Below are 25705 nucleotides of genomic sequence, written 5' to 3' on the forward strand. Positions count from 1 at the left end.
GTTCATTTTATATTACCGCTCGTTTACTACCTAACCGCTTTATCAAGCATTCCTGATAATCATTATCCGCTTCAGCCTGCGGCTGGACAAAAAATATTGCCTCAGGCCGCGTACAGCCCCGGCTTTCAGGAATGTTCCGTAAAAAAATGCGTGAATATCAGCCAGAATAATGGCCAGTAGTGACGAGACCGGAACGGAAATTAAGCTGATGCGCAGAAAACTCTATCTTTCACTGGACCGGAAAATGGAGCTAAAAAAAACGGGAGTCTCTGAAAGACTCCCGCTTTGTTAAAAATTATGGCAGTTATGGCCGGAGCGTATCGTCGCCCCATGCTATCCATTTATAGGTCGTCAGCGCCTCTAATCCCATCGGACCACGGGCATGCAGTTTCTGTGTACTGACCGCCACTTCGGCACCCAGGCCAAACTGTCCGCCATCGGTGAAGCGGGTGCTTGCGTTGACATAGACCGCTGAGGAGTCGACCTGACGGACAAAACGCGCGGCGTTGCGGGTATTACGGGTCAGGATGGCATCCGAGTGCTGCGTGCCGTGCGTGCGGATGTGATCGATCGCCTCATCCATATCCGCCACTAATTTGACGTTAAGATCCAGCGACAGCCACTCATCATTGTACTGCTGCGGATTCACCTGCGTGACCGATGCCGGGCCTTGCTGCAGCTGCGCCAGCACGTTGCTGTCAGCATGCAACGCGATCGCTTCCTGTGCCATACGCGCGCTGAAGGCGGGCAGGAAACGATCGGCAATCGCCTGATCCACCAGCAGCGTCTCCAGTGAGTTACAGGCGCTGGGACGCTGTTTCTTGGCGTTGACGATCAGATCAAGTGCAGGTTCGATCTCCATCGTCTCATCAATATAGATATGACAAACGCCGATGCCGCCGGTGATCACCGGAATAGTAGAGTTTTCCCGGCACAGCTTGTGCAGCCCGGCTCCGCCACGCGGGATCAGCATATCGACGTAGCGATCCAGCTTCAGTAGCTGATTCACCAGCTCGCGATCCGGATTTTCGATCGCCTGAACGATCGCCGCAGGCAGACCGTGCTGTTTCAGCGCGTTCTGGATCACCCGGACGGTGGCCGCATTGGTGCGCCAGGTCTCTTTACCGCCGCGCAGAATGGCGGCGTTGCCGGTTTTCAGGCACAGAGTGGCGACGTCCACCGTGACATTGGGACGCGCCTCGTAGATTACGGCCACCACGCCCAGCGGCACGCGACGACGCTCAATGCGCAGCCCGCTGTCGAGCTGACCGCCGTCAATTAGCTGTCCAACCGGATCGGCCAACTGGCAGACCTGGCGCACATCGCTGGCGATGCTGCCGAGGCGTTGCGGATTGAGTGTCAGCCGGTCCAACAGCGCGGCGCTCATACCGTTCTGACGCGCATCGACTAAATCCAGCTCATTGGCCGCCAGAATGTCTGCGCTTTCCGCCTCCAGACGGTCGGCAATAGTCATCAGAACCTGATTTTTCTCTGCAGTCGACAGATCGGCCACGGTGTAAGCTGCGGCGCGCGCCGCTTTTCCCATCTCTTCTAGCATTGTCCGCTCCTTAACTGACGATCATGTCGTCGCGGTGAACCGCCACCGGGCCATATTCATAGCCCAGGATTTCGCTGATCTGCTGGCTGTGATGACCGGCAATCATCCGCATCGCGTCGCTGTTGTAGCGTGAAACACCATGCGCGATATCCCTGCCCTGCAAACTGCGGATACGGATCACTTCCCCACGTGAGAAATTCCCCTGGATAGCACGGATCCCTTTCGGTAGCAGCGAACTGCCGCGTTCAATAATTGCTGCTAGCGCACCATCATCGACGGTGAGTTCACCTGCCGGAGGCGCACCGAAAATCCAGCGTTTACGATTTTCCAGCGGCGATTGCTGCGCATGAAAGCGCGTACCGACCGGCTTGCCGTCAATAACATCGCTGATTACGCCGCTGCGGCTGCCTGAGGCGATGATCACATCGATACCGGCGCGGCAGGCGACATCCGCCGCCTGAAGCTTGGTCGACATGCCGCCAGTGCCAAGACCCGATACGCTGTCGCCCGCCAGGGCACGCAACGCATCATCAATCACATGGACATCACTAATCAGCTCAGCCTCAGGATTGTTACGCGGATCGGCGGTGAACAGTCCCTGCTGGTCGGTCAGAAGCAGCAGCTTGTCGGCACCGCCGAGCATCGCCGCCAGCGCTGAGAGATTGTCATTATCGCCCACTTTGATTTCAGCGGTGGCAACGGCATCGTTCTCATTGATCACCGGCACTATGTGGTTATCCAGCAGCGCGCGCAGCGTGTCGCGGGCATTCAGGAAGCGCTCGCGATCTTCCATGTCGGCACGGGTCAGCAACATCTGACCAATATGGATACCATAGATTGAGAACAACTGTTCCCACAGCTGAATCAGACGGCTCTGCCCCACCGCAGCCAGCAGCTGCTTTGAGGCGATGGTGGGTGGCAGTTCGGGGTAACCCAGATGTTCGCGTCCGGCGGCCATCGCGCCAGAGGTCACAATCACAATGCGGTGGCCCGCCGCGTGCTGCTGCGCACACTGACGAACCAGTTCCACCATGTGCGCCCGATTCAGCCGACGGGAGCCGCCGGTGAGAACGCTGGTACCCAACTTGACCACTAAGGTCTGACTGCCACTCATATTTCCTGCCGTAGTGAAAAATTTTTACGAAAGGACGTTTTAACAGGAGTCGATAAGGAAGCCAACAGCCAGCAGGGGAAAAGCACGAATTTACGCGGACAAGGACGTAGACCAAAAGTTCAGGGTTAACAAGAAATCATGAAAAGTGTCATAAAAAGTTCATCGCCGACGGGTAAAAAGTCCGTGCTTTACAAAAACTTTCATTTTTTTACGGCGTTCACATTGGGATTGATAGCAAATGAAGAAAAGCACACTGGCCATGATCCTCTCCACGCTGACGCTGGCATCCGCCGCGCAGGCTGCCGAAATCTATAACAAAGATGGCAACAAACTGGACTTATACGGCAAAGTTAAAGCTGAGCACTACATCAGCGATAATGCCAGCCAGGATGGAGACAAGTCCTATACCCGTATCGGTTTTAAGGGTCAGACACAGATTAACGACCTGATGACCGGTTATGGTCAGTGGGAATATCAGTACAACGTCAATAACTCCGAAGGCAGCGACGCCAACAACGGCAACAAAACCCGCCTTGGGTTTGCTGGTCTGAAATTCTCGCAGTATGGTTCGGTCGATTACGGTCGTAACTACGGTGTGCTGTATGACGTTGAGGCCTGGACCGACGTGTTCCCGGAATTCGGCGGTGACGGTACAGCCCGTTCCGATAACTTTATGACTCAGCGCGCTACCGGTGTGGCGACTTACCGTAACAACAACTTCTTTGGTCTGGTCGATGGGCTGAAGTTTGCGTTGCAGTATCAGGGTAAAAACGACGCCACCAGCGCCAACACCCGCACCGACATTAACCGTCAGAATGGCGACGGCTACGGTGCCTCACTGGGCTATGCCCTGGGTGATTCCGGTGTGAGCCTGATGAGTGCCATCACCTCTTCTGACCGTACCAACCAGCAGCAGGCACGTGCCTATGGCGGCGGTGACCGTGCGGATTCCTGGGGCGCAGGCGTGAAGTATGATGCCAACAGCGTCTACCTGGCGGCGATCTATACCGATACCCGCAACATGACACCAATCAGCGGCACCAACCGTAACACCGGTGCTACCGTCGCGGGCGCAGCCAACAAAGCGCAGAACATCGAACTGGTGGCGCAGTATCAGTTTGATTTCGGCCTGCGTCCTTCTATTGGCTATGTACAGACCAAAGGCAAAGATATCGAAAACGGTATCGGCGATGCGGATCTGGTGAAATATATCGACGTGGGCGCGACCTACTACTTCAACAAAAATATGTCCGCCTTCGTTGATTACAAAATCAACCAGCTGGATGATGACAACGCGCTGTCGATTAACAACGATGACGTGGTCGCGATGGGTGTGACTTACCAGTTCTGATTTCAGGCTAATGCCGCACAGCATAAGCTACAGAATGTGTGAGCATGAAAAAGGGCGCGTTTTTCAACGCGCCCTTTGCTTGTTGTATAAGCGAACCGCCCAATCAGGCGCTCAGCTTCACCGGTTTCTCATCGAAATCGCTGGCCGGAATCAGATCCAGCTCGAACTCTTTCAGCATCGCTTTCAGACGGGTATGGAAATTCCGTAAGGTCTCTTCCACGCGCGCCGTATTCTCTTTGCCTTTGATGGTTGCCACCGACCAGTCACCCTCTTTATCGAACAGACCGATATGGTAGACATAGGTAAAGTGGTCAGCCTGCGCTTCCAGCTCCATCCACCAGCCCCAGAACTCACGCAGTTCCGGTGCCGGTTTCACATTAACGCAGGCAGCCAGGCAGTCGAAAAAGAACCGGGTTTCGCCACATTTCCCATCGCGAATATAAGGCCCAAGCTCCGTAAAGCGCTTAAGCAGGCGACTGCGGGGATGACCACTTGGTAACGTCATGCTGAATCTCCATAGATTTTGACCGCTATACAGCCTTGATTTTCCGGACGGCCAGGGGATGTCATGTTTCGCTTAACGGCAGCCCGGAAGAATTCCGCTACTAGTTGTAGCAAATACTGTAAATTTTGCCAGTTACCTTTTTAAACGCTTCTCCAGCCAGTCGCAAATTTCATTCAGCGCCTTGTCGAAACTGGCCATCATCGGCTTCACCGGAATCAGCAACGCTTTGCCATCTGACGAAGAGTTAGCGATCAGCTTGCTCTCCTCTTCCGGGCTGAAAAGATCGTTTTGCCAGTAGCCCGACAGCATGGGTGTCGGCGTCCGGCGGCCCAGCAATCCCTGAGTTTTCAGCGAATATCGATTGAGTTCGGTACGCAGCGCACTGTCAGAGGCAGTTGCCATGCCCAGCCGGCTCGCCAGCATATCCATATACATATCCGGGATCTCATCCTGCAACGCCGTCTGCGTCAGCAGCGCATGCACAATCGGGCCAAGACAGGCGACCCCACGCAGCCGCTGCGATTCCAGATAGGCCAGTCGTACGGCCACGTTAGCGCCAAAGCGATAACCAAACGCCGCCACGCGGGTATGGTCGATCCAGGGCACGTTTTTCAGATCGCGCAGCACCTGCTGATGCAGAAAGCTGGTGTCCTGATTCAGCGTCCATTTCACCGAGTTGCCTACCGACGGCACATCAATGGTCAGCATGGCGATGCCGCGCGGTGCAAGGTAATCATGGAACAGGCGATAGTGATCGCTCTGTAATGAGTCGAGCGCGCCACAGAACAGCACGGTGGGATAAGGCGCTTCAACGTCAGGCGGCATGTGCAGAAAGCCGTTAACCGGGCTGCCACCCTGAATGGCGAACGTCAGCGGTTTCAGCTCGCCCGGCAGGCGTTGAGTCGCCTCTTCATAGGCGCGGTTCGCCAGCGTCTGCGCCTGGTCGGCCAGCTCATCCCCTTTTATATAGGGATAGGCCGCAACGCTGTAGAGATGCGCCGCGTGTAACCAGTAGTCGCCCGCCTCGCTGTCGTCGGTGGCCTCCAGCGCTTTCTGCTGCCAGATACCCGCCTGTTTGCACCATTCGAAATGCCAGTTGCCGCCGCGAAAACCGATTACAGTGTCGAGCAGCGTCTCATCCGTATGTTCAACATTGCTGATGGCAATCCGAGCCAGCACTTCGCTGATCTCCTGCGGCGTCAGGCCACGCCATGTCCACATCAGCTTATTCAGCATACGATACCAGCCACGCTGGCTGTCACCATCCAGGGCTGAGTGGACATCCGAAGTAGCATGATGGTGGCGGCGAACCAGGGTTGAGGTTTCAGGATGTTTAAAGCGCGGTTTGAACAACTCCTCGCTGAGATTTTTGCTCGACATACTCACTTCTCCTGCAACAGAAACGGCGATGGCTAAGTGTACTGTACGGCAATTCGGGGTGCGAGGCACAGAAAGCACAACGCCCGGAAAACCGGGCGTTGTCTGATGTGTATCAATCAGTTTTTAACAATCGGCGGGATGTAGACCACACCCATATCCCACGGCTGCTCGATCCAGGTATCCTGCGGAATATCGACAATATAATCATCAACCAGTGAGCGACCGGCCGGTTTAGCGAAAATGGTGCAGAAACGCGCTTTCGGATACATCTCGCGAATCGCCTGGGCAGTGCCGCCGGTATCCACCAGGTCATCGATCACGATAAAGCCTTCACCGTCGCCTTCTGCGCGCTTCAGGACTTTCATTTCGCGCTGATGATCGTGGTCATAGCTGGAGATGCAGACGGTATCGACGTAGCGGATACCCAGTTCACGTGCCAGCAGCGAAGCCGGTACCAGACCGCCGCGGCTCACCGCGATAATGCCTTTCCACTGTTCAACAGGAAGCAGCCGCTGGGCCAGTTTACGGGCATGAATCTGAAGCATGTCCCAGGTAACGACGTATTTTTCGCTCATAGAATAGAAATCCCAGCCAACCGAGGTGGCGTAAAAATGTGCAACGGGGAAAAGGTTGCGCGAGATTATAAGGAGTTGACGCACTAAAAACCAGCACCCGCGCACTGGTTGCGGCTTTTTAGCGCGTCTGAGAGCGCACCCGGTAGAAAACAGTGATATTCTCGGGCCTGGCTCGTCAGATTCTCTGACGGCGATTTTTCATTGGAAACTCGCGATGTCCGGCCTCGCCGGTACACTGACACAGGAGACCTGTCGTGTCTGAATTGTCTCAACTCTCTCCACAGCCGCTGTGGGATATTTTCGCTAAGATCTGCTCTATTCCCCATCCCTCTTTTCACGAAGAAGCGCTGGCGAGTTACATCGTCGGCTGGGCCAAAGAGCAAGGCTTCTGGTGTGAGCGCGATCAGGTCGGCAACATCCTGATTCGTAAGCCCGCCACCGCAGGCATGGAAAACCGTACCCCGGTTGCGCTGCAGGCGCATCTGGATATGGTGCCGCAGAAAAATAATGACACCGTGCATGACTTCACCAAAGATCCGATTCAGCCCTGGGTTGACGGCGAGTGGGTGAAAGCGCGCGGCACCACGCTGGGCGCGGACAACGGCATCGGTATGGCTTCTGCGCTGGCAGTACTGGCTGACAACAGCCTGACGCATGGCCCGCTGGAAGTGCTGCTGACCATGACTGAAGAGACCGGTATGGATGGCGCATTCGGTCTGCAACCCAACTGGCTGCAGGCAGAAATCCTGATCAACACCGACTCCGAAGAAGAAGGTGAGATCTACATGGGCTGCGCGGGCGGTATCGACTTCGTCACCACCCTGCCGCTGACCCGTGAAGCGGTGCCTGCTGAATTCCAGACCCTGAAGCTGACGCTGAAAGGCCTGCGAGGCGGTCACTCCGGTGCCGATATTCATATGGGCCTCGGCAACGCCAACAAACTGCTGGCGCGCTTCCTGGCGGCACATGCTGCTGAACTGGATCTGCGTCTGCTGGCCTTCAGCGGCGGTACGCTGCGCAACGCGATCCCGCGTGAAGCCTTCGCTACCGTGGCGGTCGAGAGCCACAAAGCGGATGCGCTGAAATCAGCGGCGGCGCACTTCCTGAGCGCCATCAAAAATGAGCACGGCATCAAAGAGCCGAACATCGCACTGGTCACTGAGCCGCTGGCGCATCAGGGTGATGCGCTGAACGCTGACAGCCGCGATCGCTTCCTGAACCTGCTCAACAGTATGCCAAACGGCGTGATCCGCAACTCCGACGTGGCGAAAGGCGTAGTTGAAACCTCACTGAATATCGGTGTGGTGACCATGGAAGCCGATCATGCAGAGATCAACTGCCTGATCCGTTCGCTGATCGACACCGGCCGCGATTATGTGGTGCAGATGCTGACCTCACTGGGCCAGCTGGCCGGTGCACAGACCAAAGCGAAAGGCGGCTACCCCGGCTGGCAGCCTGATGCGGACTCCGCCATTATGGCGCTGACCCGTCAGACCTATATCGCGCTGTTTGATAAGACCCCGAACATTCAGGTGATCCACGCCGGTCTGGAGTGTGGTCTGTTCAAAAAACCGTATCCGGAGATGGATATGGTATCGATTGGGCCGACCATCACCGGGCCGCACTCGCCGGATGAGCAGGTTCACATCGAAAGCGTTGGCCTTTACTGGAAACTGCTGACCACCCTGCTGAATGTGGTGCCAGAAAAGTAATTCTGTCACAAAAAAAGTAAACCAGGCTCCGGCCTGGTTTTTTTATGCCTGTGACTTTCCCCCAGCATAATTCGCTGCCTTTTCCGCCCTTTCCCCCGTTATTCCGCCGCTTTCCCGCGCTTCGCTGGTCACAGCCGCCATTATGTCCAGATGTCTGGATGGCTAATAAGATTTCGTGCTAGCTTATGCGCTTTCGGCTGTTGCCGCGCCTGAAGGTTCAGGAAAAAATGCGGCCAGTGTTTCTTCAGGAGAGTAATGACATGCCAGGGTTAAACTGCCTTGAGATGCGTAACATCTCCATCGCTTTTGGCGGGTTTGCCGCGCTATCGTCGGTGGATTTCCGCAGTGACGGCCATTCAGTACATGCACTGACCGGCGCTAACGGCGCGGGCAAGTCAACACTGATGGCGATCCTTTCCGGTGCGCACAGCCACTACAGCGGCGAGATCCTGCTGGATGGTGAGCCGGTCTCCATCCGTACGCCGCGTGATGCGAAACGGCTGGGTATCCATCTGGTTCAGCAGGAAGTGGACGTGGCGCTGGTGCCGCAGCTCAGCGTCGCGGAAAACATTCTGCTGGATCGGCTGGCAGAGCCTGGCCACCGCTATCGCTGGGGCGAGGTTCGGCGTCAGGCGCGGGCGCTGCTGGCTCAGCTCGACGTGGCGCTGGACGTCAACCGGCTGGTGGAGCGCTGCACCCTGGCTGAAAAGCAGCAAATTCTGCTGGCGCGCGCGCTGTCGCACCACTGCCGCTTTCTGATTCTGGATGAACCCACTGCCCCGCTGGATCAGCATGAAAGTGAGCGGCTGTTTGCTGTGGTGCGTCGCCTGCAGGCCAGCGGCATCGGCGTGGTGTTTATCTCTCACCGCATCCATGAACTGAAAGCAATCTGTGACCAGCTGACGGTGCTGCGTGATGGCCGGTTGATCGAAACCGGCCCGATGGCGGCACTGAGCGGTGAGCAGATCGTGGAGAAGATGCTGGGGCATCAGCTCACCGATATCTTCCCGGCCCGTCGTGCGCAGCAGACTCAGCCGCTGCTGCTGGCGATTGACGGTCTTCATGATGAGCAACTGCTGCAGGATATCTCGCTACGATTGCACAAAGGGGAAATTCTGGGCATTGCAGGCCTGGCCGGTGCCGGTAAAACCGAACTCTGTAAGGCGCTGTTTGGTGCCAGCAAAAGCCGCGTCAGTCGCGGTGAACTGCATGGCCAGCCGTGGCAGCCCCGTTCGCCGCATGACTCCGTCAGTCGCCGCATGGCGCTGGTGCCGGAGGAGCGGCGCAAAGAGGGGATCTTTATTGATGAGTCGGTGGCAATGAACCTCAGCGTCAGCGCAGACGACAGCTTTTCGCGCTGGAGCCTGTTTGGCCATCGCCAGGCGTGGCGCTGGGCGGAGCAGGTTATCCAGCAGTTGCAGGTGCGCACCACCGGTCCGGCACAGACGCTGCGCCGTCTCTCCGGCGGCAATCAGCAGAAAGTGGCGATAGGCAAATGGCTGCGCAACAACGCCGACGTGCTGATTTTCGATGAGCCGACGAAAGGCGTCGATATCAAAGCCAAAACCGAACTCTTCACCCTGATCGATAACCTGGCGCGCGAGGGGAAAGGCATCATTTACGCGTCGGGAGAGTTTTCTGAACTGGTCGGTTTATGCGACCGGATTTGCGTGCTCTGGGATGGACGCATTGTGGCCGAGCTGGCTGCGCGCGACGTCACCGAAGAGACGCTTTTGCTCTATTCTACCGGAGGAACCCCTGCGTGAGCAGCAAAGAAACCAGCCTGAATCTGACAGCCTCGCCGTGGCGTCACCAGTTGTTCGACTTTCTCTATAAATGGGGCATGTTGCTCACGGTGGTGATCCTGATCGCCGCTTTTGGTCTCGCCTCCGACAGCTTCCTTGAACCCAACAACATCATCAATATTCTGCGCTCAATTGCCATTGTCACGGTGATTGCTATCGGCGTCTCGATCTCGCTGACCGTTGGCGGCTTTGATCTGTCGGTCGGATCGACCGCCTCGCTGGCCAATGCGCTGGTGATTTCACTGTTTGTCTGGTACGGCTTCGGCACTACCACCGCCATCCTGCTCACCCTGGCGCTCTGCACCCTGGTCGGGCTGTTTAACGCCTTTCTGATTGTGATCCTGCGCATTCCCGACATGCTGGCAACGCTGGCGACACTGTTCGTGATTCAGGGGGTGGCGATGACCTACAGCTTTGGCGGATCGATCACCGAGAACATGGTGCTGCCGAGCGGTGATATGGCGGAAGGCACCATTCCGGCGGCGTTTGGCCTGCTCGGCCAGGTGCCCACCATCGTCATCATCATGCTGGTCGTCACCGTCGCCGCGCAGCTGGCGCTCTCCCTGACTAAACATGGTCGCCGGATGTATGCGCTGGGCGGCAATCCGGAAGCGGCGCGCCTCTCCGGCATCCGCACCACCCGCTATCGGGTGCTGGCTTATGTGATCGCCTCACTGCTGGCCGGTCTGGGCGGCATTCTGCTCGCCTCGCGTATCGGCTCCTCGCAGGTGAACGCCGGTAGCGGCTACCTGATGGACGCGGTCGCGGCGGCGTGGATTGGCTTCTCACTGGCGGGCTCCGGCAAGCCGAATGCGCTGGGCACGCTGGTCGGTGCGGTGATCCTCGGCGTGCTGCAGAACGGTCTGGTGATGCTCTCTGTTCCCTACTACGCCATGGACATTATTAAAGGGCTGGTGCTGGCTTTAGCACTGGCGATCACCTATATCCAGCGCCGCTGAGGCGCGTTTACCGGAGTTGATAACAATGCAAAAAATAACACTCTCGCTGCTGGCCCTGAGCCTGCTGAACGCCAGCGCCGCCTTCGCGGATACCGTCACGCCGGTGCCTGCGGCTATCGCCAGTCATGATGGCCCGATCCGTATTGCGGTGATCCGCAATCTCGGCTCCGATGACAACACCACCCAGTTTGTTGCCGGTGCCATTCAGCAGGGTCGCCAGCTTGGCTTCAAGGTCAGCACCTTTCTCAGCAACGGCGACGATGCGCGCTTCCAGGATTTCGTGAATCAGGCGATCAGCCAGAAATATGACGGCATCGTGCTGTCGCACGGTAAAGCGCCCTACGCCAGCGGACTGGTGAAGCGCATTGCCGATGCAGGCATTAAGCTGTCGGTGTTTGATACGCCGGTGGATAGCCCGATCCCGGGCGTCACCGTCACCGCGCAGGATGACGCTTCACTGGCGCAGTTGTCGCTGGGCCAGCTCATCCATGATTTCAACGGCAAGGCGAACATCGTCAAGCTATGGGTTGCCGGTTTCCCGCCGATGGAACGCCGTCAGGTGGTGTATGAAAAACTGCTGAAAGAGAATCCGGGCATTCATCAGCTTGAGTCGATTGGTGCGGTTTCAACTGACGTTCAGGGCGACACCGCCAATAAAATTGGCGCGATTCTGGCGAAATACCCGAAAGGCAAAATCGACGCCATCTGGGGTGCCTGGGACGCCTTCAGCCAGGGCGCTTACAAAGCGCTGCAGGAGAATGGCCGTACCGAGATCAAACTCTATAGCATTGATGTCTCGAACCAGGATTTGCAGCTGATGCGCGAGAAAAACAGCCCGTGGGTGCAGACGGTAGCGGTGGATCCTAAAACTATTGGCGCGGTGAATATGCGTCTGGTGGCGAAGAAAATTGCCGGTGAAGAGACGCCAGCGACTTATCAGTTTAAAGCGGCATCGATCTCTCAGCAGCAGCTTAACAGCCAGCCTGGCGCGGTGAACGTCGCGTCACTGAACAAGATCATTCCGGGCTGGGGCAGCAATGAGGATTTCGTTGCCCCGTGGTTTGCGACCCTGGCGGCGAAATATAAGAAGTAATCGGATGTCAGCCTTGCCGGTCGGTGAGGCTGACGGTTACAGACCCAGCAGCAGCTGACGCTCCAGCTGGGGATCCACCATAGTCACATGTAATCCCACCAGCCGCACGCCGCGCCCGGCACGACGCTCATCCCAGGTTTTACGGGCGATGGCAATCATGTCCTCTTTATTCAGCACCGGCCAGATATGCTCCTGGGTCGTCTGCTGAAAATCACTGAACTTCAGTTTGACGCCCTGACGCGCCACCTGCTTGTCAGGTCGGATCTGCGTCAGCCGGCGATCCAGTTCGGCGTAGAGAAAATCGATAATTTCCAGGCAGGCATCCCAGTCGCTGATATCTTCCGCCAGCGTCCGTTCAACCCCCAGCGATTTACGCTCGCGCTCAACGATCACGCTGCGGTCATCAATGCCATTACTGCGCTCCCACAGCACCCGGCCAAACTTGCCAAAGCGCTTTAACAGCAGCGCTAAGTCCGCCTTCTGCACGTCGCCACAGGTTACCAGCCCCATCTCTTCCAGCTTTTTGGCCGAGACCTTGCCGACGCCAGGGATCTTCGCCAGCGGCAGAGTCAGCAGAAAACCGGACATCTCCGGCGGGGTAATCACGAACTGGCCGTCCGGCTTATTCAGGTCAGAGGCGATCTTCGCCAGAAATTTAATCGGGGCGATGCCCGCTGAGGCGGTAAGCCCGGTTTCACGGTAGATGGTGGCACGGATCGCCTGCGCCATCAGTGTGGCAGAGCCGTGACAGTGGGGGCTGTCGGTGACATCCAGGTAAGCTTCATCGAGGGAGAGCGGTTCAATCAGCGGCGTATAGCGGGTAAAGATGTCGCGGATCTGCGCGGAGGCTTCTTTATAGGCGTCAAAGCGTCCTGGCAGCAGACGCAGATGCGGGCATAACTTGAGGGCCATGCCGGTTGGCATCGCGCTGCGCACGCCAAATTTGCGCGCCGGATAGTTGGCGGTGCTGATCACGCCGCGACGCTCGCGGCTGCCACCAATGGCGATCGGGATGTCGCGCAGCTGGGGATTATCACGCATCTCCACCGCGGCATAGAAGCAGTCCATATCGACATGAATGATTTTACGCATACCCCCTCCGGCACTGGATAAGTATACAGTTGGCAGGGGTAACTGCAATATTTGTCGCGCTGACGATTAAAGTTTACAAATTTCTGGCCGAATATCTTTCAGTAAATCGCGAATTTGGCTGACGCCGTCTTGCTAAAAAAACAGACAATGTTTAATGTTGCGCTGCGGTAGCGGACAGTTCCGATAATGCAAACAGAGACGCACATTTTGCGTCATGTTCTCTTCACCTCAAGGTACACACAGCATGGGCAAAATCGCACTCCTGTTTGCGATGATTTTACTGCCAGCCCTCAGCATGGCAATGACACCCGAACCCGTCTCAACGGCACCGGTCAGCAAAGAATTAAAGAAGCAGTTACTCGGCACCCCGGTCTATATCCAGATCTTCAAGGAAGAACGCACGCTCGAACTCTACGGCAAAATCGGTAACGAATACCGCCTGCTGGACACCTACCGCATCTGTAACTTTTCTGGCGGCCTCGGCCCGAAACGCCGTGAAGGCGATTTCAAAAGCCCGGAAGGTTTTTACAACGTGAAGCTGAATCAGCTGAAGCCGGATAGCCGGTTTTATCGCGCGATCAACATCGGCTTTCCGAATCAGTACGATCGTAATCAGGGCTACAGCGGCAATTACCTGATGATTCATGGCGACTGTAAGTCGATTGGCTGCTATGCCATGACTAACGCCTATATGGATGAGATTTTTACCTATGTGAATGCCGCACTGCGTAACGGCCAGCAGGATATCAGCATCAGCATCTATCCATTCCGCATGACCGACAGCAATATGCAGCGTCACCGCTACTCCACCTATGCCAGTTTCTGGCAGCAGCTGCAGCCGGGATACGCTTACTTTGCTAAATATCATCAGCCGCCGATGGTTAATGTCGCCAGCGGTAAATATGTGATGAACAGCAGCCCGGCACCGGTTTTAGCCAGTCCCGAAGCCGCTTCCCGTTCATTCCTGGCGCTCTCCAAGGCAGAATAACGCCCATTCACCTGGCACGATCCGCTGCCAGGTTTCATTGGCCGTCAGTGGCTGCGTAGCAATCACCGTCACCACGTCATGCGGCGTGGTGTGCTGCTGAAAATCGACCTCCACATCCTGATCCAGTAACTGCGCCCGGCCAAAGGGTGCGCGGCGGGTGATCCAGTAAAGATTGGTGGAGCAAAAGGCCATCAGATAACGGCCGTCTGACAGCAGCATGTTAAACACGCCCTTCTGCCGCAACGTGCCGGCAAGCTCCCCGATAAAACGGAATACCGCAGGCCAGTTGCCTGGCGTGCGCGGATAGCGCGTCGCCAGCTGATGCAGGATCCAGCAGAACGCCTTCTCACTGTCCGTTTCGCCCACCGGCCGGAATGTGCCGGTCTCCAGCTGCCGATAGCCCCTGAGCTGCCCGTTGTGCGCATAGGTCCAGTTACGGCCCCACAACTCACGGGTAAACGGGTGGGTATTTTCCAGCGACACCTGCCCGCGATTCGCCTGGCGGATGTGCGCCACCACCGAATGCGATTTGATCGGATACTCCTGCACCAGACGCGCAATCGGCGAGTTAAAGCTCGGCAGCGGATCTTTAAACGTACGACAACCTTTATCTTCGTAGAAGGTAATGCCCCAGCCATCTTTGTGAGGCCCGGTTCCACCGCCACGCTGAACCAGACCGGTAAAGCTGAAACAGATATCCGTGGGAACATTGGCGCTCATCCCGAGCAATTCGCACATAGCCACCGCCTTAGAGTAAGCGGCCTCCCGTCAGGCGGGAGGCCAGCGCAGTTACTTCACCATCTCTTTTTCGATCAGCAGCATCAGGATGTGGATCACTTTAATGTGGATCTCCTGGATGCGATCGGCATAACCAAAGTGTGGCACCCGGATTTCAATGTCGGCACTGCCTGCCATCTTACCGCCATCTTTACCGGTCAGGGTGATCACTTTCATCCCCTGCGCACGGGCAGCTTCAATCGCTTTAATGATATTGGCAGAGTTACCGGAAGTTGAGAGGCCCAGCAGCACATCGCCCGGACGCCCTACTGCTTCCACATAGCGTGAAAAGACATAGTCATAACCAAAATCATTACTGACGCAGGAGAGATGGCTGACATCAGAGATGGCAATCGCCGGATAGCCAGGACGATTTTCGCGGTAGCGACCGGTCAGCTCTTCAGCGAAATGCATCGCATCGCAATGTGAACCGCCGTTACCGCAGGAAAGCACCTTGCCGCCCGCCTTAAAGCTGTCAGCCAGCAGTACCGCAGCACGCTGGATCGCATGGATATTGGCCTCGTCGCTGAGGAATTTATTCAGCGTATCAGCAGCTTCATTAAGCTCAGAGCGGATAATGTCCTGGTACATAGGGATGTCCTTTTTTAGGAGAGGTTAATCGCAGCAAGTTTAACGGAATGGCCGGTCAGCGCAAAGCGTCATGCCATGGCTGGCCAGGCAGTGGCGGCGATAATCGCTACAGCGGGTGATGCAAAAATGGACAGAAATCGGTTTTTGTGAGGCAGGTTGTAATTGCGATGTAAACAAATTGATAAATCAACCCAACTGCTCTAAACCTCTCTACATAACAGGTCAGACCTCTTACTACTTGGAGCGGTTCATTATGATGGTTGTCTCGATACTTGCCACAGTGGCGCTGATTGGCGCCCTGTTCTATCACCGCCTGTCGTTGCGGCTCAGCAGCGCGATTCTGCTGCTGTGGACTGCTGCGATGGCTTTTGCTCACCTCTGGACGCCATGGTTACTGTTGCCGCTGGCGATCATCCTGCTGCCGTTCAACCTGCCGTCATTGCGCCGCAGCCTGTTTTCAAAGCCGATGTTTCAGCGCTTCCAGCAGGTGATGCCGCCGATGTCACGCACCGAAAAAGAAGCGATCGATGCGGGCACCACCTGGTGGGAAGGCGATCTGTTTCAGGGCAAACCAGACTGGCAGAAGCTGCACAACTATCCGCAGCCGCGCCTGACCGCCGATGAGCAGGCTTTTCTCAATGGTCCGGTTGAAGAAGCATGCCGCATGGCCAACGATTTCCAGATCACCCATGAGCTGGCCGATATGCCGCCGGAACTCTGGGCTTATCTGAAAGAGCATCGTTTCTTCGCGATGATTATCAAAAAAGAGTATGGCGGACTCGATTTCTCAGCCTATGCGCAGGCCTGCGTGCTGCAAAAACTGTCGGGTGTCTCAGGGATTCTGGCGATTACCGTGGGCGTGCCTAACTCATTAGGTCCGGGCGAACTGCTGCAACACTACGGCACTGAAGAGCAGAAAAATCACTATTTACCCCGGCTGGCACGCGGCGATGAGATCCCCTGCTTTGCGCTGACCAGTCCGGAAGCGGGCTCAGATGCCGGAGCAATCCCCGATACCGGCGTGGTCTGCATGGGCGAGTGGCAGGGTCAGCAGGTGCTGGGCATGCGGCTGACCTGGAACAAGCGCTATATTACGCTGGCGCCGATCGCCACCGTGCTGGGGCTGGCATTTAAACTCTCCGACCCGGATCATCTGCTCAGCGATAACGAAAATCCTGGCATTACCTGTGCGCTGATCCCGACCAATACGCCCGGCGTGGAGATTGGTCATCGCCACTTCCCGCTTAACGTGCCGTTCCAGAACGGGCCGACACGCGGCAATAATATCTTTGTGCCGATTGACTATATTATCGGCGGCCCACAAATGGCCGGTCAGGGCTGGCGGATGCTGGTGGAGTGTCTGTCTGTGGGTCGCGGCATTACGCTGCCATCGAACTCAACCGGCAGCCTGAAAAGTGTGGCGCTGGCGACAGGCGCCTATGCCCATATCCGTCGTCAGTTCCGCGTCTCAATCGGTAAGATGGAAGGAATTGAAGAGCCGCTGGCGCGCATTGCCGGTAACGCCTACGTGATGGATGCGGCGGCCACGCTGATTACGGCCGGTATTATGCAGGGTGAAAAACCGGCAGTGCTGTCGGCGATTGTGAAATATCACTGCACCCATCGCGGTCAGCGCGCCATTATCGACGCCATGGATATTGCCGGCGGTAAAGGCATTATGCTGGGTAACAGCAACTTCCTGGCCCGCGCCTATCAGGGTGCGCCTATCGCCATCACGGTAGAAGGCGCTAATATTCTGACCCGCAGCATGATTATCTTCGGACAGGGTGCGATTCGCTGCCATCCTTACGTACTGCAGGAGATGGCGGCGGCAGCCAGCAACGATGTTAACGCGTTTGATCAGGCGCTGTTCAGCCACATCGGTCATGTCGGCAGCAGCACCATGCGCAGCCTGTGGCTGGGCTTAACCGCCGGACGCACCAGCGCCACCCCGACCCGCGATGGCACCCGTCGTTACTATCAGCATCTGAACCGCATCAGTGCCAACCTGGCGTTGCTCTCTGATGTGTCGATGGCGGTGCTGGGCGGCAGCCTGAAACGTCGTGAGCGTATCTCGGCGCGTCTGGGCGATGTGCTGAGCCAGCTCTATCTCGCTTCGGCGACGCTGAAACGCTATGACGATGAAGGCCGCAACGAAGCCGATCTGCCGCTGGTGCACTGGGGCGTGCAGGATGCGTTACATCAGGCGGAAGTCGCGATGGACGATCTGCTGCGTAACTTCCCGAACCGTCTGGTCGCGGGCGCATTGCGGATGACTATTTTTGCAGGCGGTCATCACTGCCCTGCTCCGTCTGACCGTCTGGACCATCAGCTGGCAAAACTGCTGCAACAGCCGTCAGCTACCCGCAGCCGTCTGGGCCGTGGCATGTACCTGACGCCCAGCGAGCACAACCCTGCCGGTCAGCTGGAACAGGCGTTGCAGGATGTGATGGCGGCAGAAGTGATCCATGACAGACTGTGCAAACAGACGAAGCAGCACCTCTCCTTTACCCGGCTGGATGCGCTGGCGAAGCGCGCGCTGGAGCAGGGCTGGATTGATGCTAAAGAGGCTGAAGTGTTGCAGCGTGCTGAGGCCAGCCGCCTGCGTTCGATTAACGTCGATGAGTTTGAGGCGGATGCGCTGGCAGTGCCGGTGCCAGAGAAAGCCCCTCAGGCTGCGTCGCGGGCGAGTGAGGCAGCATAGGGTTAGCGTTAGCCTGCATCACCGGCGCAGGAACAGGGTCAGAAGAGGAAAGCGTCCCGCGTCAGGACAACGCGGGCCGAGCGAGCCAGGGATGGCTTTAGCGACTTTCCGATCTGCCCCTGTTTCCGGCGCGGGCACACTCTTACAGCCAGCCTTTGATTTACCTGAAAGCCGACATCACGTCGGCTTTTTTTATCCCGCCTGACGGATGCGGGCAATCAGCGCATCCACATCTTCTACATGATCGGCCGCCAGAATCAGCGTGCGTCCCAGATTAATTGCATTACGGATGCAGTCGGTACGCATCGCCGGATCGGCAATCAGCTTCATATCCGCCACGTGTGACATCCCCACAGTGCGGCGAATTAGTTCGGTGCCGCAGTAACCAATGGTATCAGCCCATACTTTACGCAGAAACGCCTCCGCATAGCCTGGATAAGCCAGCGCCTCATCACGGGTTTTCTCAGCCGCCAGTGCCAGAAAGCCCGAGGCAAAGGTGGTCCAGAGGGTGTGCACATCGCTGAGGCGCTGCTCGCGTGCATCGACGGCCTCACGCGGTGGCAGCAGACCCGGCAGGCCGCAGTAGTTAATCAGCAGGTTACCAATGGCGGTGCCGACATCAAAACCGATAGGGCCAAAATAACCAAATTCCGCATCAATCGCTTTCAGGCTGCCATCAGCAACGAAAATCGATCCGCTGTGAATATCACCATGCAGCAGCGCTTCAGCGTGGGCAAAGAAACGATGCTTGAGACCGCCCACCGCAATGCGCAGTGCATCGTCATTACGCAGGCTGGCGACCAGCGGTTCAAGCGCTTCGGGATAGCTATTGCGCTCATGGTCGGTATAGGGATCGTTAAAGAAAAGATCTTCGGTGATTTCACACATTTCCGGATTAATAAAACGCGCCACTTCCGCTTTTTTCTGGTGCGGATGCAGGATGAAATCGGAGGTATGAAACAGGGTTTGTGCCAGATAGTCGCCTAACTGCTGAGCCGCTTCCGGGTAGTAAGCGCCCTTCACCAGCTCGCCGCGCCAGATGCGATGACTGGAGAGATCTTCCATTACCATCACCGCCAGCTCCGCATCGTAATGGGTGATCTTCACCGTGTGCTGAGGACAATATTTGTAGTGTTCGACCAGGGTCTGCGCTTCCAGCCGCGCCCGATCCAGCGTCAGCGGCCACGACTCACCCACACAGCGCACATAGGGCAGCGCCTGCTTGACCACCACCCGGCTGTTGCCCTGATCGTCATAAATTTTAAACACCAGGTTGAGGTTGCCATCACCAATCTCTTCTGCGCTGCTCAGCGCGGCAGGATTGTCCACGCCGCCAAATTGTCGGGCATATTCCACAGCATCAGCAGCAGTAAAGGTACGGTATTGCGACATTGCCTGTTCCTCATCAATCGAAGGGGGATAACCTGGGTGTAATAAGCCGTTCAGACGTCTATACATCCGTTCAGCATGTTGGCACAATAGGTATCATTAACGCAACATGGATTTCACCCACAATGCAGACACTTCAAACCACCAGCTTACAGGTTCGTGACAATCAGCTCTGGATTCTGGATCAGCAGGCACTGCCGCAGCAAAAGAACTGGCTGTCCGCGCACAGCGTGCCCCAGCTGATTGAACATATTCATGCGCTGCGGGTGCGCGGTGCGCCGCTGATCGGCCTTTCCGCCTCGCTGCTGCTGGCGTTGCTGGCAGAACAGGGGCAGACGCGCGCTGAACTGGCGCAGGCACTGGAGACCCTGCGCGCCGCCCGCCCTACCGCGGTCAATCTGATGAACAATCTGGACCGGATGAAACTGGCGCTGGCGCAGCCGGACTTTGCCCCCGCGCTGGCAGAAGAAGCCTGGCGACTGGTGCAGGAAGATAAGCAGCTGTGTGACGCCATTGCTGACGCGGGTTGTACGCGGGTGAAACCCGGTAGCCAGCTGCTGACCCACTGTAATACCGGCGGACTGGCCACCGCCGGTGTGGGCACCGCCCTTGGCGTGATTGCCCGCGCCCATCAGCAGGGGCTGATTAAGAATGTCTGGGTTGATGAAACCCGTCCGCTGTTACAGGGCGGCCGGTTAACCGCCTGGGAGCTGGGTGAGCTGGCGATTCCTTACACCCTGATTACCGATTCCATGGCCGCCAGCCTGATGGCCCGTGGAGAGGTCGATGCCGTATGGGTAGGCGCTGACCGCATTGCCGCCAACGGCGATGTGGCGAATAAAATCGGCACCTACAGCCTGGCGGTGCTGGCCCATTATCATCAGATTCCGTTTTACGTGGCGGCCCCGCATACCACGCTGGATCGCAGCTGTCCGGACGGCGCAGCGATTCCTATTGAGCAGCGCGCCGCCAGTGAAGTGACGGGCGTTGCCGGCAGTTTTGGCAGCGTGCAGTGGGCGCCGGAAGCGGCGAAGGTCTATAACCCGGCGTTTGATGTTACGCCCGCCACCCTGATCAGCGGCTGGGTACTGGACACCGGGGTAGTCACGCCTGACCAGGTTCAGGGTGGCATTTTCCAGCCACAATAACGGTCTGCAAGGCGTTTACCGTGCGCGGCAAACGCCTTGCAAAAACGACGGGCGGTTTACGCCAGACGCGGATAGGCATCCGCAATCTTATCGCCGGTAAAGTTCGCTACCCAGCCTTCCTGATTATCGAAAATACGGATAGCCGTGAAGTGCGGTGACGATCCCATATCAAACCAGTGTGGTGTTCCCGCTGGTACCGAGATCAGATCGTTTTTTTCGCAGAGGATCTGCAGGATCTCGCCATCCAGGTGCAGACAGAAAAGTCCGGCCCCCTCAACAAAGAAACGCACCTCATCTTCGCCGTGTGTATGTTCAGAGAGGAACTTCTCGCGCAGCACGGTTTTCTGCGGATTATCGGCGCGCATGCTGATCACGTCCCAGCTCTGATAGCCCTTTTCCGCCACCAGCCGATCGATTGCATGCTGATAGGCGTTGATCACCGTTTCGGGATCCGGATTTTCACCCAGATCGCGATCGGCTTCCCAGCGCTCAAAGCGGACGCCTTTGGTGCTCAGGCGTTCACGAATTTCTTCCGCGTCGGTGCTGTGCCACACCGGCTGGCTGGCTTCGCGGTCGGTAAAAATAGTCAGTGCGCTCATCCTAAATCGACTCCGGGTTAATCTGGGAAAAATCCGTCACCTGACGATGGCGGCTCTCGCCGTCCTCATCGCCACGCAGTAGTTGCAGCGTCTGCCAGCCCGCCTCAGCGGCGGCATCCAGCTCCTGATGAATATCGGAGAGAAACAGCAGCTGCTCCGCTGGCTGACCAATTTCAGCGGCGATAGTGCGATAGGCTGCGACTTCGCGTTTGGCACCCACGTGCGTATCAAAATAGCCGCTGAAGAGGTCAGTAATATCACCTTCGTCGCTGTAGCCAAATAACAATTTCTGCGCCGCAACCGAGCCGGAGGAATATACATAAAGTTCAATGCCCTGCGCCTTCCAGCGGCTGAGCGCAGGCACGACGTCAGGATAGAGATGGCCGGTAAAACTGCCGTTAACATAGCCATCGCGCCAGATCATGCCCTGCAGCGCTTTCAGGCCCGTTGATTTGCGATCCTGGTCCATAAACCCCAGCAGAATCTCTGTCACCGCATCCAGGTCGGCCTGCGGCTGACCAGCCTCCTCACGTACCGACTGCAGCGCTGCGGCGACCTCGGGCTGATGCGCATTTTCACGCAAAAAACTCGCCAGATGCTGGCGGGCGTAGGGAAACAGGATGTTATGTACAAAACGGATATCGCTGGTGGTGCCTTCGATATCCGTAACAATGGCGCGAATCATGCTCTCTCCAGCAGGCGACGTTGACGTTCACATTCAAATAAAAATTCCAGACCTTCCAGATGACGGCGTGCTTCGCTGACATCCCGGCCCCAGCAGGTTAAGCCGTGACCGCGCAGCAGAAAGCCGTAACGCAGCGGAAAGCGGGCGGCGTAATCTTCAATTTCTGACGCCAGCGCCGCAATGTCCTGGCTGTTGTCGAACACAGGAATGGCGAGCGTATCCAGATGGGTGTGCTGGCCGCTCAATGATTTTTGCATCTCATATCCGTGCAGCAGCAGCGCCGCGCCCTGCTCCACCCGCGACAGCACCGTCGCATTCACGGTGTGGGTATGCAGCACCGCGCCCGCCTCGGGAAAGAGTCGATAGATCATCGTGTGCAGACCGGTTTCTGCCGACGGCTTACGGCCAGAGAGCGACTGGCTGGTAGCAATATCGACCTCGATAAAGTCATCCCGCGTCAGCGTGCCTTTATCTTTGCCCGATTCACTCAGCAGGCAGACATGTTCATCGCGGCGCACCGACATATTCCCGCCGGTGGCCGGTGCCCAGCCTTTCGCGCCAATCCAGTGACAGGCGGCGACCAGCTGATCTAATGGAAGACTCTGCGACATAAAAGTTCCTTGCGGTGAAATGTGATCTCGGGTGGCTCAGCCCAGATAACGATAATGGCTATAAAATTACAACAGGTTGAAAATCTTAAACAGTTAGCAAACGTGCCCGACTGCTGAACCATACTCTCCGGGTCCTGCCAGATGATCCGCATCTCAGCAAGGCGGCAAGCGCTTATCGCCGGGAGTATGACGCATTTAGCCATCTAAGCGTCTTGATTGCCAAATACTACCATCCTGTTTATAGTGGCACAAACACCGGGTGACACCGCATCAATCTTCGCGCTTAAGGCCTGACATCATGACGCAGCACAACCTGATCCCCGAGAGTAAACTCCCTTTGCTCGGCACCACCATTTTCAGCCAGATGAGTGCGCTGGCGCAGCAGCATAACGCTATCAATCTCTCTCAGGGCTTTCCTGATTTTAGCGGCCCGGACTATCTGCAGCAGCGGCTGGCGTATCACGTCAGCCAGGGCGCGAACCAATATGCGCCGATGACCGGTGCGCTGCCGTTACGTGAGGCGATAGCAGAGAAAACCGCGCGGCTTTATGACTATCGGCCTGATGTCGAAACGGAGATTACGGTGACGGCGGGCGCAACCGAAGCGCTCTATGCGGCGATTACCGCGCTGGTGCGGCCAGGCGATGAAGTGATCTGCTTTGATCCCAGCTACGACAGCTATGCGCCTGCGGTAGAGTTGTCGGGCGGCGTGATGAAACGTATTACGCTACAGCCGCCCGCTTTCCGGGTGGACTGGCAGGCGTTTGCTGCCCTGCTGAGTGATAAAACCCGGCTGGTGATCCTGAATACGCCGCACAATCCTTCCGCCACCGTCTGGCAGCAGCAGGATTTCACCGCGCTATGGCAGGCGATTGCTGCGCGGCCGGTCTATGTGCTGAGCGACGAAGTCTATGAGCACATCTGCTTCGATGAAGCAGGCCACGCCAGCGTGCTGGCACATCCCGAACTGCGCCAGCGTGCTATCGCGGTGTCGTCGTTTGGAAAGACCTTCCATATGACCGGCTGGAAAGTGGGCTACTGCATTGCCCCTGCCGCGATCAGCGCTGAACTGCGCAAGGTGCATCAGTATCTGACCTTCTCTGTGAATACGCCGGCGCAGCTGGCGATTGCCGATATGCTGCGTGAGCATCCGGAGCACTATCTTGAGCTGCCAGCGTTTTATCGCGACCGCCGCGATCGGCTGGCAACGGCACTAAACAGCAGCCGCTTTAAGGTACTCCCCTGCGAAGGCACCTACTTTTTGCTGGTCGATTACAGCGCCATCTCCGATCTGGATGATGTCAGTTTCTGCCAGTGGCTGACCCGCGAAGTGGGCGTTGCCGCGATTCCTCTGTCGGTGTTCTGCGCCGATCCCTTTCCTCATAAACTGATCCGCCTCTGTTTTGCCAAACAGCCGGCGACATTAGATGCCGCCGCGGAGCGCTTATGTCAGCTTTGAAAATCACGTTACTGCAGGAGACGCTGAGCTGGATGGATGGCGAGGCCAACCTGCGCCATTTTGACGAGCAACTGGATGGACTCACTGGGCGCGATCTGATTTTACTGCCAGAGATGTTTACCACCGGCTTTGCAATGGAAGCGGCGAAAAGCTCGCTGCCACAGGCGCAGGTGGTGGAGTGGCTGCATCAGCATGCCCGTCGCAACGATGCCCTGGTCGGCGGCAGTGCGGCGATTCAGACCGAACACGGCGCGGTAAACCGCTTCCTGCTGGTGGAGCCGGACGGCACGCTGCATCAGTATGACAAGCGCCATCTGTTCCGCATGGCGGACGAGCATCACCACTATCTGCCTGGCGAACAGCGTCAGGTGTTTGAGTGGCGCGGCTGGCGCATCCTGCCGCAAATCTGTTACGACCTGCGTTTCCCGGTCTTCTCGCGCAACCGCAACGATTACGATCTGGCGCTCTATGTCGCCAACTGGCCTGCACCGCGTGCACTGCACTGGCAGGCACTGCTGCTGGCGCGGGCAATTGAAAATCAGGCTTATGTGGCAGGCTGTAACCGCGTCGGCAGCGACGGCAATCAGCATGAATACAGCGGCGACAGCCAGATTATTTCACCGCAGGGTGAGATCCTCAGTGGGGCTGAGCCGCACCAGCGCGCCAGGCTGGACGCAGAGCTGTCGCTGGACGCACTGAATGCTTATCGCGAGCGCTTCCCGGCCTGGCAGGATGCGGATCGCTTTTCGCTGTGAATGGCGGGCGGGAAGTCAGACCGCCCATTAACTGCCGCGATAGGTTGACCAGGACCAGGGCGAAATCAGAAACGGCAGGTGAAAATGGCTGCCCGCTTCGGCAATCATAAAATCGATCTGCGCGCTGACGTAGAGTGCATCCCGACCGGCGGCAGCAAAATAGTCGCCGATTTCTGCCGTTAAACGGTAGTGGCCCGGCGTCAGCGGCTCGGGCGTCAGATCTTTCAGACGCCCGTCGCTGTCGGTTTCACCCTGTGAAATCGGAAACCACCCTTCCGGGCTGTTCTGCTCAAGTGAAATCGCTACACCGCTGGCCGGTTTGCCCAGCGCCGTGTCCAGAATATGGGTGGTAACAGTACTCATTGAATCGTCTCCTTCAGGCGTAACAGGGTAATCTCACGCAGCTGATCCAGCACCTCCTGCTGCTCGGCAGGATCGCTATTCTGCAACCGACGCTGCAACTCTGCCAGCATCTGCTCGCCGCTGCGCCCTTTAGCGCGAATCAGAAACACCCGGCCAAAACGGGCTTCATACGCCTGATTCCCCTGCTGCATTGCCTGCTGCAAAGCGCTGTCGGCCTGCTGCATCGCAGACTGCTCTCCGCGTGAAAGTGCCGCTTCTTTATCCGCGCCGTTCGCGCGTTCGCCAATGCGGGGATGCGCCGACAGTGCGGCCTCCAGCTCAGGCTGCTGCCACTGGCGGGCCAGCGCATCGGCGGTTGCCCGTAGCGCATCCAGGGTGTCAAAAGGCCGCGCCGCCACCAGCGACTGCTGCCAGTGCGGAATGGCAACACAATGCCGGATGGCCGCCTGCGCCTCATCAGCCGACAGCTGATTAAATGCGGCTAATTCCATG

At 57.2% G+C, this 25705-nt stretch carries 24 protein-coding genes; 10 read left to right on the forward strand and 14 right to left on the reverse strand.

The features are described 5' to 3' along the window. Positions 1 to 304: 304 nt before the first annotated feature. Together proA and proB are read right to left on the reverse strand one after the other, a co-directional pair. The gene (proA, locus tag HFD87_RS21660; protein ID WP_167423922.1) at positions 305 to 1558 is read right to left on the reverse strand and encodes a glutamate-5-semialdehyde dehydrogenase; all 1254 of its coding nucleotides are present in this window, start codon (positions 1556 to 1558) and stop codon (positions 305 to 307) included. 10 nt (positions 1559 to 1568) lie between these two features. After that, positions 1569 to 2672, reverse strand: coding sequence for a glutamate 5-kinase (gene proB, locus HFD87_RS21665; RefSeq protein WP_010255198.1), 1104 nt, complete (start codon positions 2670 to 2672; stop codon positions 1569 to 1571). Between the two features lie 238 nt (positions 2673 to 2910). Between proB and ompC the strand changes: the two genes are divergently transcribed. Then, entirely contained in the window at positions 2911 to 4023 is a 1113-nt protein-coding gene (gene ompC, locus HFD87_RS21670; RefSeq protein ID WP_010255197.1) for a porin OmpC, read from the forward strand. Between the two features lie 103 nt (positions 4024 to 4126). On the opposite strand, the gene crl is transcribed toward ompC, so the two are convergent. The 3 genes from crl to gpt form a co-directional block, all read right to left on the reverse strand. Further along, complete coding sequence (crl, locus tag HFD87_RS21675; protein ID WP_003851176.1) at positions 4127 to 4528, reverse strand: sigma factor-binding protein Crl; 402 nt, start codon at positions 4526 to 4528, stop codon at positions 4127 to 4129. 132 nt (positions 4529 to 4660) lie between these two features. Then, positions 4661 to 5908: an esterase FrsA gene (gene frsA / locus HFD87_RS21680; RefSeq protein WP_033779697.1), complete on the reverse strand. Its 1248-nt coding sequence runs from the start codon at positions 5906 to 5908 to the stop codon at positions 4661 to 4663. Between the two features lie 116 nt (positions 5909 to 6024). Further along, positions 6025 to 6483 (reverse strand): xanthine phosphoribosyltransferase, encoded by a 459-nt coding sequence (gene gpt / locus HFD87_RS21685; protein WP_031590376.1) that lies wholly within the window; start codon positions 6481 to 6483, stop codon positions 6025 to 6027. A gap of 254 nt (positions 6484 to 6737) precedes the next feature. Between gpt and pepD the strand changes: the two genes are divergently transcribed. From pepD to HFD87_RS21705, 4 genes are all read left to right on the forward strand, one after another. Continuing rightward, complete coding sequence (gene pepD, locus HFD87_RS21690; protein ID WP_010671162.1) at positions 6738 to 8195, forward strand: beta-Ala-His dipeptidase; 1458 nt, start codon at positions 6738 to 6740, stop codon at positions 8193 to 8195. Positions 8196 to 8455: 260 nt separating this feature from the next. Further along, complete coding sequence (locus tag HFD87_RS21695; RefSeq protein ID WP_031292786.1) at positions 8456 to 9961, forward strand: sugar ABC transporter ATP-binding protein; 1506 nt, start codon at positions 8456 to 8458, stop codon at positions 9959 to 9961. Next, a complete protein-coding gene (locus HFD87_RS21700) occupies positions 9958 to 10959 on the forward strand; it encodes an ABC transporter permease (RefSeq protein WP_010671160.1) in 1002 nt (333 codons plus the stop codon). The genes HFD87_RS21695 and HFD87_RS21700 overlap by 4 nt, the downstream gene beginning before the upstream one ends. A 25-nt stretch (positions 10960 to 10984) precedes the next feature. Continuing rightward, entirely contained in the window at positions 10985 to 12052 is a 1068-nt protein-coding gene (locus HFD87_RS21705) for a sugar ABC transporter substrate-binding protein (RefSeq protein WP_010255186.1), read from the forward strand. Between the two features lie 36 nt (positions 12053 to 12088). Here the strand turns inward: HFD87_RS21705 and dinB are convergent, their stop codons facing one another. Beyond that, on the reverse strand, positions 12089 to 13144 hold the full coding sequence (dinB, locus tag HFD87_RS21710) for a DNA polymerase IV (RefSeq protein ID WP_031590388.1): 1056 nt from the start codon (positions 13142 to 13144) through the stop codon (positions 12089 to 12091). 244 nt (positions 13145 to 13388) lie between these two features. On the opposite strand from dinB, the gene dpaA reads away from it, so the two are divergent. Next, a complete protein-coding gene (dpaA, locus tag HFD87_RS21715) occupies positions 13389 to 14132 on the forward strand; it encodes a peptidoglycan meso-diaminopimelic acid protein amidase (RefSeq protein ID WP_010255183.1) in 744 nt (247 codons plus the stop codon). Here the strand turns inward: dpaA and HFD87_RS21720 are convergent. Further along, complete coding sequence (locus HFD87_RS21720; RefSeq protein ID WP_010255181.1) at positions 14103 to 14870, reverse strand: class II glutamine amidotransferase; 768 nt, start codon at positions 14868 to 14870, stop codon at positions 14103 to 14105. The two genes, dpaA and HFD87_RS21720, sit on opposite strands and share 30 nt — an antisense overlap. 51 nt (positions 14871 to 14921) lie before the next feature. Further along, entirely contained in the window at positions 14922 to 15500 is a 579-nt protein-coding gene (gene lpcA, locus HFD87_RS21725) for a D-sedoheptulose 7-phosphate isomerase (protein ID WP_010255178.1), read from the reverse strand. Between the two features lie 253 nt (positions 15501 to 15753). Here lpcA and fadE point away from each other — a divergent pair, with 253 nt between their 5' ends. After that, positions 15754 to 18204 (forward strand): acyl-CoA dehydrogenase FadE, encoded by a 2451-nt coding sequence (gene fadE, locus HFD87_RS21730; protein WP_010255176.1) that lies wholly within the window; start codon positions 15754 to 15756, stop codon positions 18202 to 18204. Between the two features lie 192 nt (positions 18205 to 18396). Here the strand turns inward: fadE and mtnK are convergent, their stop codons facing one another. Next, positions 18397 to 19596 (reverse strand): S-methyl-5-thioribose kinase, encoded by a 1200-nt coding sequence (mtnK, locus tag HFD87_RS21735; RefSeq protein ID WP_033771026.1) that lies wholly within the window; start codon positions 19594 to 19596, stop codon positions 18397 to 18399. 122 nt (positions 19597 to 19718) lie between these two features. Here mtnK and mtnA point away from each other — a divergent pair, with 122 nt between their 5' ends. After that, positions 19719 to 20741 carry an S-methyl-5-thioribose-1-phosphate isomerase gene (mtnA, locus tag HFD87_RS21740; RefSeq protein ID WP_089414533.1) on the forward strand — a complete coding sequence of 341 codons (1023 nt, stop codon included), beginning with the start codon at positions 19719 to 19721 and terminating at the stop codon, positions 20739 to 20741. 56 nt (positions 20742 to 20797) lie between these two features. Here the strand turns inward: mtnA and HFD87_RS21745 are convergent, their stop codons facing one another. The 3 genes from HFD87_RS21745 to HFD87_RS21755 are packed head-to-tail and all read right to left on the reverse strand — an operon-like array spanning position 20798 to position 22636. Then, entirely contained in the window at positions 20798 to 21340 is a 543-nt protein-coding gene (locus HFD87_RS21745; RefSeq protein ID WP_010671156.1) for an acireductone dioxygenase, read from the reverse strand. Position 21341: 1 nt separating this feature from the next. Next, positions 21342 to 22025 carry an acireductone synthase gene (gene mtnC / locus HFD87_RS21750; protein ID WP_167423923.1) on the reverse strand — a complete coding sequence of 228 codons (684 nt, stop codon included), beginning with the start codon at positions 22023 to 22025 and terminating at the stop codon, positions 21342 to 21344. Further along, positions 22022 to 22636 (reverse strand): methylthioribulose 1-phosphate dehydratase, encoded by a 615-nt coding sequence (locus HFD87_RS21755; RefSeq protein WP_010255165.1) that lies wholly within the window; start codon positions 22634 to 22636, stop codon positions 22022 to 22024. The genes mtnC and HFD87_RS21755 overlap by 4 nt, the downstream gene beginning before the upstream one ends. Before the next feature lie 298 nt (positions 22637 to 22934). On the opposite strand from HFD87_RS21755, the gene HFD87_RS21760 reads away from it, so the two are divergent. Both HFD87_RS21760 and HFD87_RS21765 read left to right on the forward strand, forming a co-directional pair. Then, entirely contained in the window at positions 22935 to 24095 is a 1161-nt protein-coding gene (locus HFD87_RS21760) for a pyridoxal phosphate-dependent aminotransferase (RefSeq protein ID WP_167423924.1), read from the forward strand. Continuing rightward, positions 24083 to 24850: an amidohydrolase gene (locus tag HFD87_RS21765; protein ID WP_052272053.1), complete on the forward strand. Its 768-nt coding sequence runs from the start codon at positions 24083 to 24085 to the stop codon at positions 24848 to 24850. Before HFD87_RS21760 ends, HFD87_RS21765 begins: the two co-directional genes overlap by 13 nt. Before the next feature lie 27 nt (positions 24851 to 24877). Here the strand turns inward: HFD87_RS21765 and uraH are convergent, their stop codons facing one another. Both uraH and uraD read right to left on the reverse strand, forming a co-directional pair. Next, positions 24878 to 25213, reverse strand: a complete 336-nt coding sequence (gene uraH, locus HFD87_RS21770) for a hydroxyisourate hydrolase (protein WP_010671151.1) — start codon at positions 25211 to 25213, stop codon at positions 24878 to 24880. Then, positions 25210 to 25704, reverse strand: coding sequence for a 2-oxo-4-hydroxy-4-carboxy-5-ureidoimidazoline decarboxylase (uraD, locus tag HFD87_RS21775; protein ID WP_033779710.1), 495 nt, complete (start codon positions 25702 to 25704; stop codon positions 25210 to 25212). Before uraD ends, uraH begins: the two co-directional genes overlap by 4 nt. Position 25705 lies beyond the last annotated feature (1 nt).

The sequence above is a fragment of the Pantoea sp. EKM21T genome (assembly GCF_011800405.1).
Lineage (GTDB): Bacteria > Pseudomonadota > Gammaproteobacteria > Enterobacterales > Enterobacteriaceae > Pantoea > Pantoea agglomerans.